At 69.8% G+C, this 13,671-nt stretch carries 14 protein-coding genes; 7 read left to right on the forward strand and 7 right to left on the reverse strand.

Going from position 1 to position 13,671, the window contains the following annotated elements; genetic code table 11:
* The coding region (locus tag ON31_RS14530) for a biotin/lipoyl-containing protein (protein WP_039814112.1) at positions 1-334 on the reverse strand (334 nt) is incomplete at its 3' end.
* Between the two features lie 539 nt (positions 335-873).
* Between ON31_RS14530 and ON31_RS14535 the strand changes: the two genes are divergently transcribed.
* Positions 874-1,200, forward strand: a complete 327-nt coding sequence (locus ON31_RS14535; RefSeq protein WP_039814114.1) for a hypothetical protein — start codon at positions 874-876, stop codon at positions 1,198-1,200.
* 6 nt (positions 1,201-1,206) lie between these two features.
* Here the strand turns inward: ON31_RS14535 and ON31_RS14540 are convergent, their stop codons facing one another.
* Entirely contained in the window at positions 1,207-1,689 is a 483-nt protein-coding gene (locus ON31_RS14540; RefSeq protein WP_039814116.1) for a thioredoxin family protein, read from the reverse strand.
* Positions 1,690-1,832: 143 nt separating this feature from the next.
* Entirely contained in the window at positions 1,833-3,335 is a 1,503-nt protein-coding gene (locus ON31_RS14545) for a leucyl aminopeptidase (RefSeq protein WP_039814117.1), read from the reverse strand.
* A gap of 302 nt (positions 3,336-3,637) precedes the next feature.
* Here ON31_RS14545 and ON31_RS14550 point away from each other — a divergent pair, with 302 nt between their 5' ends.
* Positions 3,638-4,201: an RNA 2'-phosphotransferase gene (locus tag ON31_RS14550; RefSeq protein WP_039814120.1), complete on the forward strand. Its 564-nt coding sequence runs from the start codon at positions 3,638-3,640 to the stop codon at positions 4,199-4,201.
* On the opposite strand, the gene ON31_RS14555 is transcribed toward ON31_RS14550, so the two are convergent.
* Complete coding sequence (locus tag ON31_RS14555) at positions 4,198-5,019, reverse strand: TetR/AcrR family transcriptional regulator (protein WP_039814123.1); 822 nt, start codon at positions 5,017-5,019, stop codon at positions 4,198-4,200. The two genes, ON31_RS14550 and ON31_RS14555, sit on opposite strands and share 4 nt — an antisense overlap.
* Before the next feature lie 93 nt (positions 5,020-5,112).
* On the opposite strand from ON31_RS14555, the gene ON31_RS14560 reads away from it, so the two are divergent.
* Positions 5,113-5,742 (forward strand): GNAT family N-acetyltransferase, encoded by a 630-nt coding sequence (locus tag ON31_RS14560; RefSeq protein WP_255222106.1) that lies wholly within the window; start codon positions 5,113-5,115, stop codon positions 5,740-5,742.
* Positions 5,743-5,819: 77 nt separating this feature from the next.
* On the opposite strand, the gene ON31_RS14565 is transcribed toward ON31_RS14560, so the two are convergent.
* Positions 5,820-6,491 carry an alpha/beta hydrolase gene (locus tag ON31_RS14565; protein ID WP_039814125.1) on the reverse strand — a complete coding sequence of 224 codons (672 nt, stop codon included), beginning with the start codon at positions 6,489-6,491 and terminating at the stop codon, positions 5,820-5,822.
* A 145-nt stretch (positions 6,492-6,636) separates the two neighbouring features.
* Here ON31_RS14565 and ON31_RS14570 point away from each other — a divergent pair, with 145 nt between their 5' ends.
* Positions 6,637-7,668, forward strand: a complete 1,032-nt coding sequence (locus tag ON31_RS14570) for a ParA family protein (protein WP_081592454.1) — start codon at positions 6,637-6,639, stop codon at positions 7,666-7,668.
* On the opposite strand, the gene aztA is transcribed toward ON31_RS14570, so the two are convergent.
* Entirely contained in the window at positions 7,646-8,362 is a 717-nt protein-coding gene (gene aztA, locus ON31_RS14575) for a zinc ABC transporter ATP-binding protein AztA (RefSeq protein WP_039814127.1), read from the reverse strand. The two genes, ON31_RS14570 and aztA, sit on opposite strands and share 23 nt — an antisense overlap.
* Before the next feature lie 51 nt (positions 8,363-8,413).
* On the opposite strand from aztA, the gene aztB reads away from it, so the two are divergent.
* Genes aztB through aztD form a run of 3 tightly spaced genes read left to right on the forward strand, consistent with a single transcriptional unit; the run spans position 8,414 to position 12,534 of the window.
* A complete protein-coding gene (aztB, locus tag ON31_RS14580) occupies positions 8,414-10,417 on the forward strand; it encodes a zinc ABC transporter permease AztB (protein WP_039814129.1) in 2,004 nt (667 codons plus the stop codon).
* Complete coding sequence (aztC, locus tag ON31_RS14585; protein WP_039814131.1) at positions 10,414-11,316, forward strand: zinc ABC transporter substrate-binding protein AztC; 903 nt, start codon at positions 10,414-10,416, stop codon at positions 11,314-11,316. The genes aztB and aztC overlap by 4 nt, the downstream gene beginning before the upstream one ends.
* Before the next feature lie 45 nt (positions 11,317-11,361).
* Positions 11,362-12,534 carry a zinc metallochaperone AztD gene (gene aztD / locus ON31_RS14590; protein WP_039814133.1) on the forward strand — a complete coding sequence of 391 codons (1,173 nt, stop codon included), beginning with the start codon at positions 11,362-11,364 and terminating at the stop codon, positions 12,532-12,534.
* On the opposite strand, the gene ON31_RS14595 is transcribed toward aztD, so the two are convergent.
* Positions 12,503-13,420 carry an SDR family oxidoreductase gene (locus ON31_RS14595; RefSeq protein ID WP_081592455.1) on the reverse strand — a complete coding sequence of 306 codons (918 nt, stop codon included), beginning with the start codon at positions 13,418-13,420 and terminating at the stop codon, positions 12,503-12,505. The two genes, aztD and ON31_RS14595, sit on opposite strands and share 32 nt — an antisense overlap.
* Positions 13,421-13,671 lie beyond the last annotated feature (251 nt).

Below are 13,671 nucleotides of genomic sequence, written 5' to 3' on the forward strand. Positions count from 1 at the left end.
GGGCCGGCTCGGGCGCGGGGGCCGGAGCGGGCTTCTCCTCGGCGGCCGGGGCCGCGGCTTCGGGGGTGGGCGCGGAAGCGGGTGCGGGAGCCTCGTTGGCATCACCGATCACACCGAGTTCGCCGCCGACCTCGACGACGTCGTCCTCCTGGGCGGAAATCTTGACCAGGGTGCCCGCGGCAGGCGACGGGATTTCGGTGTCGACCTTGTCGGTGGAGACCTCGAGCAGCGGCTCGTCGACCTCGACCGTGTCTCCTTCCTGCTTCAGCCACCTGGTCACAGTGCCCTCGGTGACGCTCTCACCAAGAGCCGGCATCTGGACGGAGAAGGCCATGTCCGTTGACTCCTCTGACTGCTCGTCGGGTTAAACAGTTCGTTCTCTCGGCGGGTCTCCACCGCGGGTCGCGGGGTCCCGTACAGCCACAGCCAATTCTGTGGCCCCGGAGATCCGTAGGTTGTTGTTCCGGATACCCATCCTTGCACTACCGCGCGTGCGGCGTGTCACAGGGCGGTCGTTGCGTCCACCTCTCGGGACGGCCACCGCCGCCGTGAGCGGGCGCGGCGACGCGGCGAGCAGCGGTGATAGCCGATCGCGCGTGTCACAACTCACCGCGCGCGAGCGCTGTGACCCGAGAATTCGGGTCGCCACTCTTCCCACCACCTGGGAATGTTCCCGACCTGCCCGACGCCGTGCGCTGGCCCGCGGGCCACGAACTCGCCACCGCCGACTGCGGTCTCGAATCCGAGCACCGCTCGAGCTCCGGCTGTGTATTCGCTGTGGAGTCCGGGCGCGCCCGTCCCCACCTGGTGTTTCGCTGGCAGTATCGAGGGTGGGAAGGAACGTTTCCCAGGCTCCGGAGAGGAGGTTGCCGGATGGGATTCCTGGATCGGCTCCGCGGTGGTGCCGCCGGCGCGCGGGCGGCGGATATCGACTACCTGCGGGACTGGACGCGCACCCGTCGGGGTGTGGAGGCGTTCGTGGAACCGCGGACCACGGTGACGGACGTGTCGGTGGCACTGGTGGCCCACGACGGCGAATGGACCCGCCGGGTGGTGGGTGAGCGTGGCGCGCACCGCTTGTCGGGTGAACTCGGCATCCCCGTCTACGACGTGCGCAAGGTCGGGTATCCGCAGCGCATGCGCGATTACGACGCCCGCCGCCGCATCGAACGGCGGCGCGCCATGCTCGCCGACGACTGACCGGTGTCAGCGTGCCCGCAGGCCCGGCCAGCCGTACTGCGGCGGCCCGCCCGCGAGTCCGGCGCGGTGCGCGGCCGGGGCGGCCGCGGTCTCGGGGGTGGTGGCCTGTTGCTGCGCGGCCTGCTGCTGCCGGAGCTGTTCGGCCGCCTGCCGCCGGAACTCGTCCATATCCATCCACTGCACCTGCTGCACCACGTCTTCCAGCTGCGCGGCGGTCAGGTAGCCGGCGTGCTTGTAGACCGGCAGCCCCTCGCGGAAGGCCATGATGGTCGGGTAGCCGGTGAGTTCGGCCATGGCGGCCAGCGCCGGTTCGGTCTCCCCGTTGACGGTGGCGTGCACGATCTGCGGATGGGTCACCGAGGATGCGTCGTAGACGGGTGCGAAGCGCTTGCACCATCCGCACCAGTCGGCCCAGAAGTCCACCAGCACTATGTGATTGCTCGCCACCACCTGGCGGAAGTCCTGCTGGGTCAGCGCGCGTGTGGCCATTGAGGTCCCTCCCGAACGGCCCGGACCGTGGAGCCGCCCGTCGACTGCATCGGTCCGGATTATTGCACGGCCGTAATCGGCCGTCCGACAGCCGGTTTGCCGTGCGCGGTGGGGCCGGTGCCGACCCCACCGCGCGGTCGCGGCTATTCCGCGGCGATGTCCTCGATGGTCGCGATGAGGGTGCGAACCGGGACGCCCGTGCCACCCTTCGGGGTGTAGCCGAACGGTCCGCCGGTGTTGTACGACGGCCCGGCGATATCGACGTGCGCCCACTGCAGCCCGTCCGTGACGAACTCCTTCAGGAAGAGCCCGGCCGAGAGCATGCCGCCCCAGCGGTGGTTGGTGACATTGGCCAGGTCCGCGATCTTGGAGTTGAGGTCGGCGCGCAGTTCCGCGGGCAGCGGCATGGGCCAACCGTTCTCGCCGACGCTCTGGGACAGGCGGGCCACCCGGTCCCGGAACTCCTCGGTTCCCATGATGCCCGGGGTGCGGGTGCCCAGGGCCACCATCTGCGCCCCGGTGAGGGTGGCGACGTCGATGAGGTAGTCCGGCTCGTCCTCACCGGCGCGCACCATGGCGTCGGCCAGGATGAGGCGACCCTCGGCATCGGTGTTGAGCACCTCGACGGTGGTGCCGCCGTACTGGGTGAGCACATCGCCCGGTCGCTGGGCGGTTGCCGAGGGCATGTTCTCGGCCATGGGCACGGTCGCGGTGACGGTGACCGGCAGGCTCAGCCGGGCGGCGAGCAGGGTGGTGGCGATGACCGCCGCCGCACCCGCCATGTCGGAGGTCATGTTCTCCATGTTCTGCGCGGGCTTGATGGAGATGCCGCCGGTGTCGAAGGTGATGCCCTTGCCGACCAGCGCGACCTTCTTGTCGCCGCCCGCGTAGGTGATGCGGATCAGCCGCGGCGGCCGCGAGGAGCCCTTGCCGACGCCGAGAATGCCACCGTATCCGCCGTCGGCGAGGGCCTGCTCGTCGAGGATCTCCACCTGGAGTCCGGCGGCCTTGGCCAATTCCGCGGCGCGGTCGGCGAATTCGGCGGGGAACAGGTCGTTGGGCGGGGTGTTGACGAAATCCCGTGCGGTGGCGACGGCTTCGGCCACGGCCTGGGCACGGAACAGCGCCTCCTCACCGAATCCCGGGTCGGGCACCAGGAATTCGACCCGCTTGACCGGGGTCTCCTCCGGCTTGGGCGCGGACTTCCCCTTGTACGGCGTGAAGGTGTACGCGCCCAGGTAGAAGCCCTCGGCCGCCGCGCCCAGATCCAGTCCGGACAGCGTGGTGACGGCGGTGTCGACCCCGCTCAGCGCCCGCCCGGCGACACCGGCCGATTTGCGGATCTGCTCCGCGTCGATCTTGTCGAGCGCGCCGAGCCCGACCGCGAGCACACTGTCCACGCCCAGTCCGGCGGGCGCGGGCACCCGGGTCAGTTCCTCGCCCTTGCCCTTGGCCCCGACCGCGGTCAGCGCGGTCAGCAGAGTCGCGCGCGTCTCGGCATCGAGTACGTCGCCGAACGCGTCCGCCGGGGCGATCGCGGGTCCGTCGTCGGAACTCGTGAGTCCGATGACGAGGACATCGGCCTCGCCGATGCTTACGGTGCGTACCAATTCCGGTCCGAGCGAACGATCTGCAACAGCTGTCATGGCTGCCACGTTACTGCGCCCGGTGCGGACCGGCGTCCCGGGCGCGACGGTAGCGGTTGCTGTCGAATTGCGGGTGGGTAACGTAACGCCTCGCATAGGACTTTTCGGGTCAGGCACCAACGCATCCCGCACCGTGTTGAGCGCCGCGGTGGTAGCGGCCGCGATCGTGGCCGCCTTCGCGGTGGGCTTCCTGATCAACCGCTCCGACGAGCCGGCACCGGGTTCCGGCGGGTAGTTCGGGGGACGCGGCACGGCATTATCGCCTGGTGCCGCGCTGCTCGGTATGCGACCGTGATCGGACCATGAACGACAGGGACGTAGTGAAAGTGTCCAAGCGGCTGTCGAACTGGCTGCGGCATCACCCCGAGGCCATCGGCTTGGACCTGGACGCGGCGGGCTGGGTGCCCGTCGCGGCGCTGCTGCGACAGGCGGCCGCGCACGGAAAGGGTTTCACGCGCGCTCAGCTCGACCTCGTCGTCGAGCGGAACAACAAGCGGCGCTTCGAATTCGATGCGAGCGGCACTCGGATCCGGGCACGGCAGGGTCACTCCGTTCCGGTGGACCTCGGCTACGCCCCGGCCGCGCCGCCCGGGCGGCTCTACCACGGCACAGCCCGATCGAACCTCCCACTGATCCGGTCGCAGGGCCTGCTCCCCATGCGCCGCCATGCCGTGCACCTGTCCGCCGATCCGGACACCGCCCGCACCGTGGGCACACGGCACGGCAGCCCGGCCGTTCTCGCCGTGGCGGCGGCGGATATGCACCGCGACGGCCATGAGTTCTTCGTCACCGGCAATGGTGTCTGGCTGGTGGCCGAGGTCCCGCCCCGATACTTGGGCGTCGCGGACTCGACCGCGGTGTCCTAGCGGTTGGATGCCCCGCTGGGCGCGTGCTCGGTGGGGTAGTGGCGCGCGGCGATGCCTTCGAAGAGCAGTGCGAGGCAATCCCCGAGCAGCCGGTCCAGGTCCAGATCGAGGCCCCCGGCTTCGTTTTCGAAGTAGCGCACGAGCATCGGGTGGGATTCGGGGGTGACCATCTCCACTACGTCCTCGGCGGTGGTCTGCGGACCGAGTGGGGCGCGTTCGGAGGTGAGCAGCAGCGCCAGGCCCTGCACCAGGCCGGATACCGACAGGTAGACGGTGAGCATGCTCTCCCGCGTCATACCCGGCCGGTACAGGGCGGTGAAGGCGCGCTCCAGGGAGTCGAGCAGGGTCGGTCCCAGCGGCGGGCGGGTCTGTGCGAGCACCGGCAGCATCCAGGGGTGGCGGCGGTAGAGCTGCCATTCGCCGAGCGCCTCGTAGCCGAGCCCGTCCCGCCAGCCGGTGAGATCGGCTGGGGGCGGCGGGGTTTCGGCGAGCGTCAATTCCGCCATCTCCGCGAGCAGGGTGTCGCGGTCGGGGAAGTGGCGGTACAGGCTGGCGGTCGCCACGCCCAGTTCGGTGGCGAGACGGCGCATGGACAGCCCCTCCAGGCCCTCCCGATCGGCGAGCTCCACGGCCGCACGCACCACGGCGACGGTGGTGAGCCGTCGCGGTGGGCTGCGACGCGGTGGCGCGACCGGCCGCGACCGGGCCCGGTAGGCCCGCGCCTGACAGGACCGTGAGCAGTACCGGCGGCGGCGTCCGCGTGACGGATGCGTGATCGCCTCGCCGCACACCGCGCACTCTGGCGTCTCTGGTTTCATCACGACATCCAGTGTGACGAAATTGTCGTAACCCCGTCGGCATCGCCATACCTTGGCCCTCGAAGACACCGTTCAGATCGGGAGGTTGCAGAGATGGGTACGACGGAGATGGTGACGACGCCGACGGTCCGCCGCGCGGGCTTGGACGAGCTCGACCGGGTGGCCGCGGTCTTCGCCGAGGCGACCGCCGACGAGGTGGTGTTCAGCTGGATCATGGCGGGGCATCCGGAGATCTCCCGGCAGTTCCGCGCGCAGTACGCGCCGGAGATGATCGAGCGCACCATGCGCGAGGACGAGGTGTGGGTCGCCGGGGCCGAGGACGATATCTGGGCGGTCTCGCTGTGGCAGACCGTCACCGGCCGGGAGCGCGTACAGCGCGAAGCCGAGCAGATGCGTGAGCTGTACGAACAGGCTCCGCTGCCGCCCTTCCGGCGTTTGCGGGCGCTGTCGGGTCTGCTGGAGCAGAGCCACCCGACCGAATTCCCGCACCGCTATCTACAGGTCATCGTGACGCTGCCGCAGCACCGCGGCAAGGGCGCGGGGGCCGCCATCGTCACCGAGCGGGCCAAGGCGGCCTCCGAGGCGGGCATCCCCGCCTACCTGGAGGCCAGCACCGAACGCTCCTCGCGGCTGTACGCGCGCTGCGGGTTCGTCCTCGACGGCGACCTCATCGAATTGCCCGAGAACGGTCCCACCCTGCGGCCCATGTGGTTCCGCGGCTGAGATCGACGGTCGGCGGGCGCTCGCCAGCGGTCGGAACAGGCATCCGCCCCGGTCACCGCGACCGGGGTCGGCTGCCTTCACACGGCGACAGCGGGCAGCCCCGGCACGCGTCGGGCAGGCATCGAGGTCCGGCGCACCGCGTCCTGGACGAATTCCAGAATCGCCTCGGTGACCGCGCGATATCCCGGCTCGTGCAGCAGATCGTGCCCGGCATCGAGGAATTCGCGCATCCGCGTACCCGGCCGCTGCGCGCACCACCGCTTGATCGGCGCGATCGGAGCCCGCCGGTCGTCGGAGCCGTGCAGCACCAGCGTGGGAACGCGCGGGGCCGGAACATCCAGGATCGCGGCTCGTTCCGGCGATCCCAGCAGCACCACACCCGACACCGAATCGACCACGGCACCCTGGTCCTGCATGGCGATGAGCGCGGTACCGGCTCCGAGGGAATGCCCGACCATGATCAGCGGTAGCTCGCGGTGTTCGGTTCGCGCCAGTGCGGTGAGCCGCACCGCATTGGCCGCGAGATCGTCGATGGGCGGCATGGCCTCGCTGTCGCCTTCGCTCAGGCCGTGTCCGATGTGGTCGATGCCCCACACGTCGACACCGGATCGATTGGCCGCGCGGCAGAACCGGTGGTAATCGGCGCTCTGCTGTCCGAGCCCGTGCAGCAGAACGACTACCGCCCTGGGGTTTTCGATCGGCCACCTCCGGTAATGCACCAGGCCGCTCACACCCTCGAAATAACGCACCGAGGCATTGTGGCAGATCTGAGGTCGTCCTCATTTGTGTTCTGGCTCACGATAGAGCGCATGATGTTTCGACCCGCCGGTGTCGTAACCGGTCGCGGCGGGCCTGGGTAACTAGGCTGAACCGGATCGTCGCGGCGGTCATGGGATGAAGGGTTTCGAACTGGTGGAGTTGCGCGGTGAGGTGGTGTCCGGGGAGCGTGCGCGCTCGGTGGGATTCGCCGAAGCCGACGGCTTCGACTGGGCGTGGCCCGACAAGAGCGGCCGTATCCTGCACTTCGAACGCCCGCAACGCATCTGGGAGCAGAACCCGGTACCGGGCCGCAGCCGCCCCTACGTGGTCGCCACCTTCAATCTGAAGGGCGGGGTGGGCAAGACGACCACCACCGCGGCGCTGGCGGAGATCCTGTCCGCCGAGTTCGGCAAGCGGGTGCTGCTCATCGACCTCGATCCGCAGCGCAATCTCACCACCATGATGGTCGGTGAACGCCGGGCGGCCGAACTGGATGCCGGTGCGGACACCTTGGCGGCGGTGTTCGGCGATGTGGTGGAGGGCTACCGCCCGCGCGACGCGGCCGGGCTGGTGCAGCCCCGCGTCTCCGCCATGCGCACCGTCACCTCGGTGGACCTGCTGCCGTCCTCGTTGAAACTCATTGCGCTCCAGGACGATCTGACCCACGTCCGGGCGGTGGATCCGACCGCCGTACTGGCCGACTCGCTCAGCGGCGTGCTGTTCGACTACGACTACGTGCTGATCGACTGCCCGCCGAGTCTGGGCCTGGTCACCCAGAACGGCCTGCGCATCGCCGACGGCTACCTCATCCCGACCATTCCGGATTTCATGTCTACCTACGGAATTCCGGCGGTGCAGGCCAGAATCCGGCAGCTGTCGGCGCGGTGGGGCGCTCCCATCGAGGAGTTGGGCGTGGTGGTCACCAAGTACCGCCGCTCCTCGGCCGTGCATCAGCGCATACTCGACGACCTGCGCCGGGACCGTAGTCTGCCGCGCCTGTTCCCGACGCGGATTCCGGAGTCGAATCAGATCGCGGCGGCCGCGGAATACCTCGACTTCGGCAGCCTGCGGCAGAAGTACGGGACCGGTGGACAGTTCCTGGCGTTGCGGGAGCTGACCGACGATTTCCTGTCCACCACCAGGATCAAGCTGGCGTGGGGGCGGTAGCGGGCGGTTCGGCAGCCGGGGCCGTCGCCAGCACCCGTTCTGGCGCTCCGGAGTCGGCGAGTCCGCCGTCGCGCATCAGCAGGCAGTGATCCGCGCCGAGCGCCTCGGCGCGGTCGTGCGTGGCGTGCACGACGGTGACCCCGGACGCGGCGGTTTCCCGGATCGTGCGCGAGATCTGTTGCTGTGCTTCGATATCCAATCCGACGGCAGGCTCGTCAAGCAGCAGTAGGTCCGCTTCCTGCGCCAGTGCCCGGGCGAGCAGCGCGCGCTGACGCTGACCGCCCGAGAGGTCGGTGAGCCGCCGCGCGGCGAGGTGGGCGATTCCCATCCGCTCCAGGCAGTCCGCCACGACGCGTCGGTCGTCGCGGGTGAGCCGCCGCCACGGTCCGCGATGTGCCCAGCGGCCCATGGCCACGGTCTCGCGCACCGTGATCGGGAGGGTCGAGGGCACGCTGCCCTGCTGGACGACGAGCGCGGGTCGGCGGCCGCCGGTGCGTTCGGCGGTGCCCGCCGAGGGGGTGATCACTCCGGCCAGGACGCCGAGCAGGGTGGATTTCCCCGATCCGTTGTGCCCCACGAGCGCGGTCACCCGACCGGCCGGGATGTCGGCCGTGATCTCGTGCAGCACCGCTCGGGATCGATAACCGGCGGTTAGCCCTCGCAGCCGCACCGCCGCGGTGTCGCGATCGTTCACTTCATCACCTAACTTGTATTGAAAATCATTTCCATAATAAGGTGCCGTGTCATGGAATGGCTGTTCGCCCCGTTCGAGGTGTCCTTCGTGCAGAGAGCACTCTGGGGTGGACTGCTCGTCTCCGGTATCTGCGCGCTGGCCGGGACCTGGGTTGTGGTGCGCGGCATGGCCTTTCTGGGCGAGGCCATGGCCCACGGTTTGCTACCCGGCGTGGCCGTCGCCACCCTGCTGGGTGGGAACCAGGTACTGGGCGCGGCGCTCAGCGCCGGGGCGATGGCGGCGGGGGTGACGGCGCTGGGCCGCAATACGCGCTTCGCGGCCGACACCGCCATCGGGCTGCTGTTCGCGGGCATGCTCTCGGTGGGCGTGATCATCGTTTCGCGGTCGCAATCCTTCGCCGTCGACGTGACCGCGCTGCTGTTCGGCGATGTGCTGGCCATTCGCGAGGTCGATCTCGCGTATCTGGCGGTGGCGCTGGGACTTTCGCTGGTGATCGCGGTGCTGGGGCATCGCGCGTTCGTGGCGCTGGCCTTCGACCCGCGCACCGCGCACACCCTCGGGCTGCGCCCGCGCTGGGCGCAGGCGGCGCTGCTCGGCCTGCTCACCCTCGCCATCGTGGCGTCCTTCCACGTCGTGGGCACGCTGCTGGTCTTCGGCCTGCTCATCGCGCCGCCGGCGGCGGCCACCTACTGGTCGCATCGGATTCCGGTGATCATGGCCCTGGCGGTCGCCTTCGGCGGCATCGCCACCTTCGTCGGTTTGCTGGTGTCCTGGTATGCCGGGACGGCGGCCGGAGCCACCATCGCCGCCATCGCGGTCGGGCTGTTCTTCCTGTCGGCCGCGACCTCCCGGCTGCGTATCGCGTTGTCGGCGCGCGTCGTTCGACTGCCCGCCCCGAATGCGAATGCCCTGGTGCTGCTGGCGGCGCTGTCGATGGTGCTGGTCGGGTGCGCCGCACCCGGCGAACCGGAACCGCCCGCCGAGGTGCCGCACGGGTACGTCGAGGGCGCCGAGGAAATGGACTCGGTGCAGTCGCGGCTGGTGGTCGCGGGCTCCGGCGGTGAGCTGCGGGTGATCGATCTGATCACCGAGGAGACCACCGCATTCGACCGGATGCCCGGAATCGTCGGCCTCGCGGGCGACGACCGCTTCGGCTTCCCGCTCACCGCCGCCGCCACCCGCGTGCTGGACGGGGGCGGCTGGACCGTCGACCACGGCGATCACGTGCACTACTACCGTGCGGCCGTCCGGGATATCGGCGAGGTGCCGCACGGGGGAGTGGTCGCCGCGCACAGCGATACGGCGCTCACCGCGCTGATCGGCGCATCGAGCACGCTGCTGCTGGATCGCGCGGAACTGGAGTCCGGTGTCATCGCCGAGCGCGGCAGCGTGGACGGGCTCGCCATCCCGTACGCCGAGCACCTCGTCACCGTGTCCACCGCCGGACGTGTGGAGGTCCGCACCCGCGAGGGCGCGCAGGTCACACCGCTCGCCGGGCAATGCGCCGCGCCGAGCGGTACGGCCGTCACCCGCCGGGGAGTCGTCTTCGGGTGTGCGGACGGTGCGCTGCTCGTCGCGGCCGACGCGGGCCGGTTCTCGGCCACCGAGATCCCCTATCCGCGGCCGGTGCCCGCCGCCGAGCGCGCCTCCCGCTTCACCCATCGCGCGGGTTCGACCACCCTCACCGCGATCGCCGGGGAACGCGGCATCTGGGTGCTCGACATCGCCGCCCGGAGTTGGCGTCTCATCGAATCCGGGCCGGTGCTGGCCGCCAATACCGCGGGTGCCGGGAGCTCGATCCTCGGCCTGACCGGTGACGGCGTGCTGCACGCCTACGATCCCGGCACCGGCGCGGAAACCGCATGGGCACAACTACTCTCCGGGCCGATCGCGGCCGACTCGCCACCGGTCATCGAGGTCGACACCAATCGCGCCTACGTCAACGATGCCGCCGCCCAGGCGATTCACGAGATCGACTACCGCGACAACCTGCGTCGTGCCCGCACCTTCGCCCTCGACATCACCCCCGACCACATGGTGGAGACCGGCCGATGAGATCCCTGCTGAGCACCCTGCTGGCCTGCGCGGCCCTCCTGCTGCTGCCCGCCTGCGGCACCCCCGACGCCGACGGCCCGGAGGTGGTCGTGACCACGAATATCCTCGGCGACATCACCCGGGAGCTGGTAGGTGACGCGGCGAAGGTCACCGTGCTCATGCCGCCCGGTGCGGACCCGCACCAGTTCGGCATCTCCGCCCAGCAGGCCGCCGGGATCGGCAACGCCGCCCTGCTGATCCACAATGGCCTCGGGCTGGAAGAGGGCGTCGAGCGCCACGTCGAAGCCGCCGAAGAGTCCGGTGTCCCAACCCTTTCCGTCGGCGACCAGGTGAACCCGATCGACTACCGCACCAGCGACGGCCCCGACCCGCACTTCTGGACCGACCCGGCCCGCGTCCGCACCGCCGTCGACGTGATCGGTGCGCGTCTGCTCGCGCTACCCGGCGTCGACACCGCGCGGATCCGCGCCAATGTCGACCGCTACCGCGCCGAGATCGAGGCCCTGGACGCCTGGATGACGGCCCGCTTCGATTCGCTCCCGCCCGAACAGCGCCGCCTGGTCACCAACCATCACGTATTCGGTTATCTGGCACAGCGATTCGGTTTCGAAGTGATCGGCGCGATCATCCCCAGCGGCACCGCACTCGCCTCCCCGAGCGCCTCCGACCTGGCCGAGCTCGCCACCGCCGTCCGCACCGCCGGAGTGCCGACCATCTTCGCCGACTCGTCCCAGCCGGACCGGCTGGCCCGCGTCCTCGCCGAACAGGCGGGCGTGCGGGTGGAAGTCGTCGCCCTGCACACCGAATCGCTCACCCCGCCCGGCGGGGGAGCCGACACCTATCTCGACATGATGCGCGCCAACACCGAGGCCATCGTCACCGGCCTCGCGCCGCGCTGATCGTCGACAAGCGTTGCGCACCAACCATGATGAGGAGCACGAACCATGCGTATCCGTAGTAGAGCCGCCTCGGCGGCCGCCCTGTCCGGCCTGCTGGCCTCGGTAGTGGCCCTGAGCGGTTGTGGCACCGACGAGCCGGAGCCCGCCGCCCGCCCGGAGATCGCCAACCCCCTGGCCGTCACCTACGACGGCGGCATCTACCTGCTCGACGGACAGACCCTGAAGGTCGGCGGTGACGTGCAGCTGGACGGCTTCAACCGCGTCAACCCGGCCGGTGACGACACCCACGTCATGGTGTCGACCAAGGAGGGCTTCCAGGTCCTCGACGCCGTCCACGCCGAGCTCACCGACATCACCTTCCCCGGCGCGAAGCCCGGCCACGTGGTCCGCCACGCCGATCGCACGGTGCTGTTCACCGACGGCACCGGCGAGGTCACCATCTTCGACCCGCACGATCTGGAACACGGCAAGCCCGACACCACGAACTACACCTCCGCCGCGCCCCACCACGGCGTCGCCATCGAACTGTCCAACGGCGAACTGGTCACCACCCTCGGCACCGAGGAAAAGCGCACCGGCATAGTGGTTCTCGACTCCGACCGCAAGGAGATCGCCCGCAACGAGGACTGCCCCGGCGTGCACGGCGAATCCACCACCGCGGGCGAGGCCGTGGTGATCGGCTGCCAGACCGGCGTGCTGATCTACCGCGACGGCGTCATCACCAAGGTCACCAGCCCCACCCCGTACGGCCGCATCGGCAACCAGGCGGGCTCCGACGCATCCCCGATCGCCCTCGGCGACTACAAGCAGGACAAGGACGCCGAACTCGAACGCCCGCAGCAGATCTCACTGATCGACACCCGTAATGGCAGCCTGAAGCTGGTCCCGCTCGGCACCAGCTACACCTTCCGCTCGCTGGCCCGCGGCCCGCGGGGCGAGGCCCTGGTCCTCGGCACCGACGGCAAGATCCACGTCATCGACCCGGTCGCCGCGACCGTGACCCGCAGCTTCGACGTGATCGCCCCCTGGGAGGAGCCCCTGGACTGGCAGCAGCCCCGCCCCGCCATCTTCGTCCGTGGTGACGACGTCTACGTGAGCGAGCCGGCCACCAAGCAGATCCACCGCATCGACCTGACCGCGGGCACCACCGCCGCCTCGGTGACCCTGGACGGCACTCCGAACGAGCTCAGCGGCGTCGTCGGCGGCCACGACCACTGATCCGGCGATTCGCTGTCGCCGTGCCGGGCTCATCGAGCCCGGCACGCGCGAAGCAGCGGAAAGCCTCGGCGTTCTCCGCGACCCACCGGCGGTAGGTCCGCCCGGCATTCCCGGTGAGCCGCTGGACCGTATCGCGCACCCGCAGCAGCTCGTCATTGACATCCCCGCCGGTCACATCCAACACCGCATCCGCCGCCTCCGCACCGAACACCTCCACCATGCGCGCCCGCGCCTGCTCGCGGCCGATCTCGACGACCTCGATCTCCCGGCCGAGCTCCGCCGCGATCGCCGCCACCTGCTCGCGCGGCGAGATCCGGGCCGGACCGGTCAACGCGTACGTCTGCCCCCGATGCGCGCGATCGGTGAGCGCGACCCGCGCCACCGCAGCGATATCGGCGGGGTGAATGGTAGGCAGCCCGATATCGGCGAACGGCACCTCGACCGGATGTCCGGCACGAATCGCGTCCGCCCACATGAGAGTGTTGGACGCGAACTGGGTCGGCCGCAGCACGGTCCACTCCATTCCACTGTCCTCGACCATTCGCTCCACGGCCGCATTCTCCGCCGCCGGTCCCAGCCACGGATGGGTGAGCACGGTTATGGACGACACCAGCACCACCTGCCGCACCCCCGCCGCGCGCGCCGCCGCGATAATCTCCCGATCCGGTCCGAACCGCGACAGGTAGAACATGGCCCGCACGCCCTCGAACGCCGGCTTCAACGAAACAGGTTCGGCGAGATCGCCTTCCACCGCCTCGGCCCCCGCCGGAAACGACGCCCGGGTGAGGTCGCGCGCCAGCCCGCGCACCGGCTCGTCTCCCGCCGCGCGCAATTCCGACAACAATGCGCCGCCGATACCTCCGGTGGCTCCCGTAACGAGAATCACGACCGATCTCCTCCTGTCTACCGACAACTGCCGACGACGCTAAAACCTCGAGTCGACTTCAGGTCAAACCGGCGCGGCGATACCGCCTTTCGATATGGGTGGCGTCGTTCTCGGCGCGGGCGCTAGGCTCGTCGCGGCATTACAGGAATGAATACACCGGTGCGCAAGGCGGTTTGACTCCGAACGGCATCCGGATCAGGGGAGGGAATCCGCACAGCCGTATCACCGGCGCGCTGGGCGACATCAGGTGT

The organism is Nocardia otitidiscaviarum NBRC 14405, assembly GCF_000308635.1.
Taxonomy (GTDB): Bacteria; Actinomycetota; Actinomycetes; order Mycobacteriales; family Mycobacteriaceae; genus Nocardia; species Nocardia otitidiscaviarum.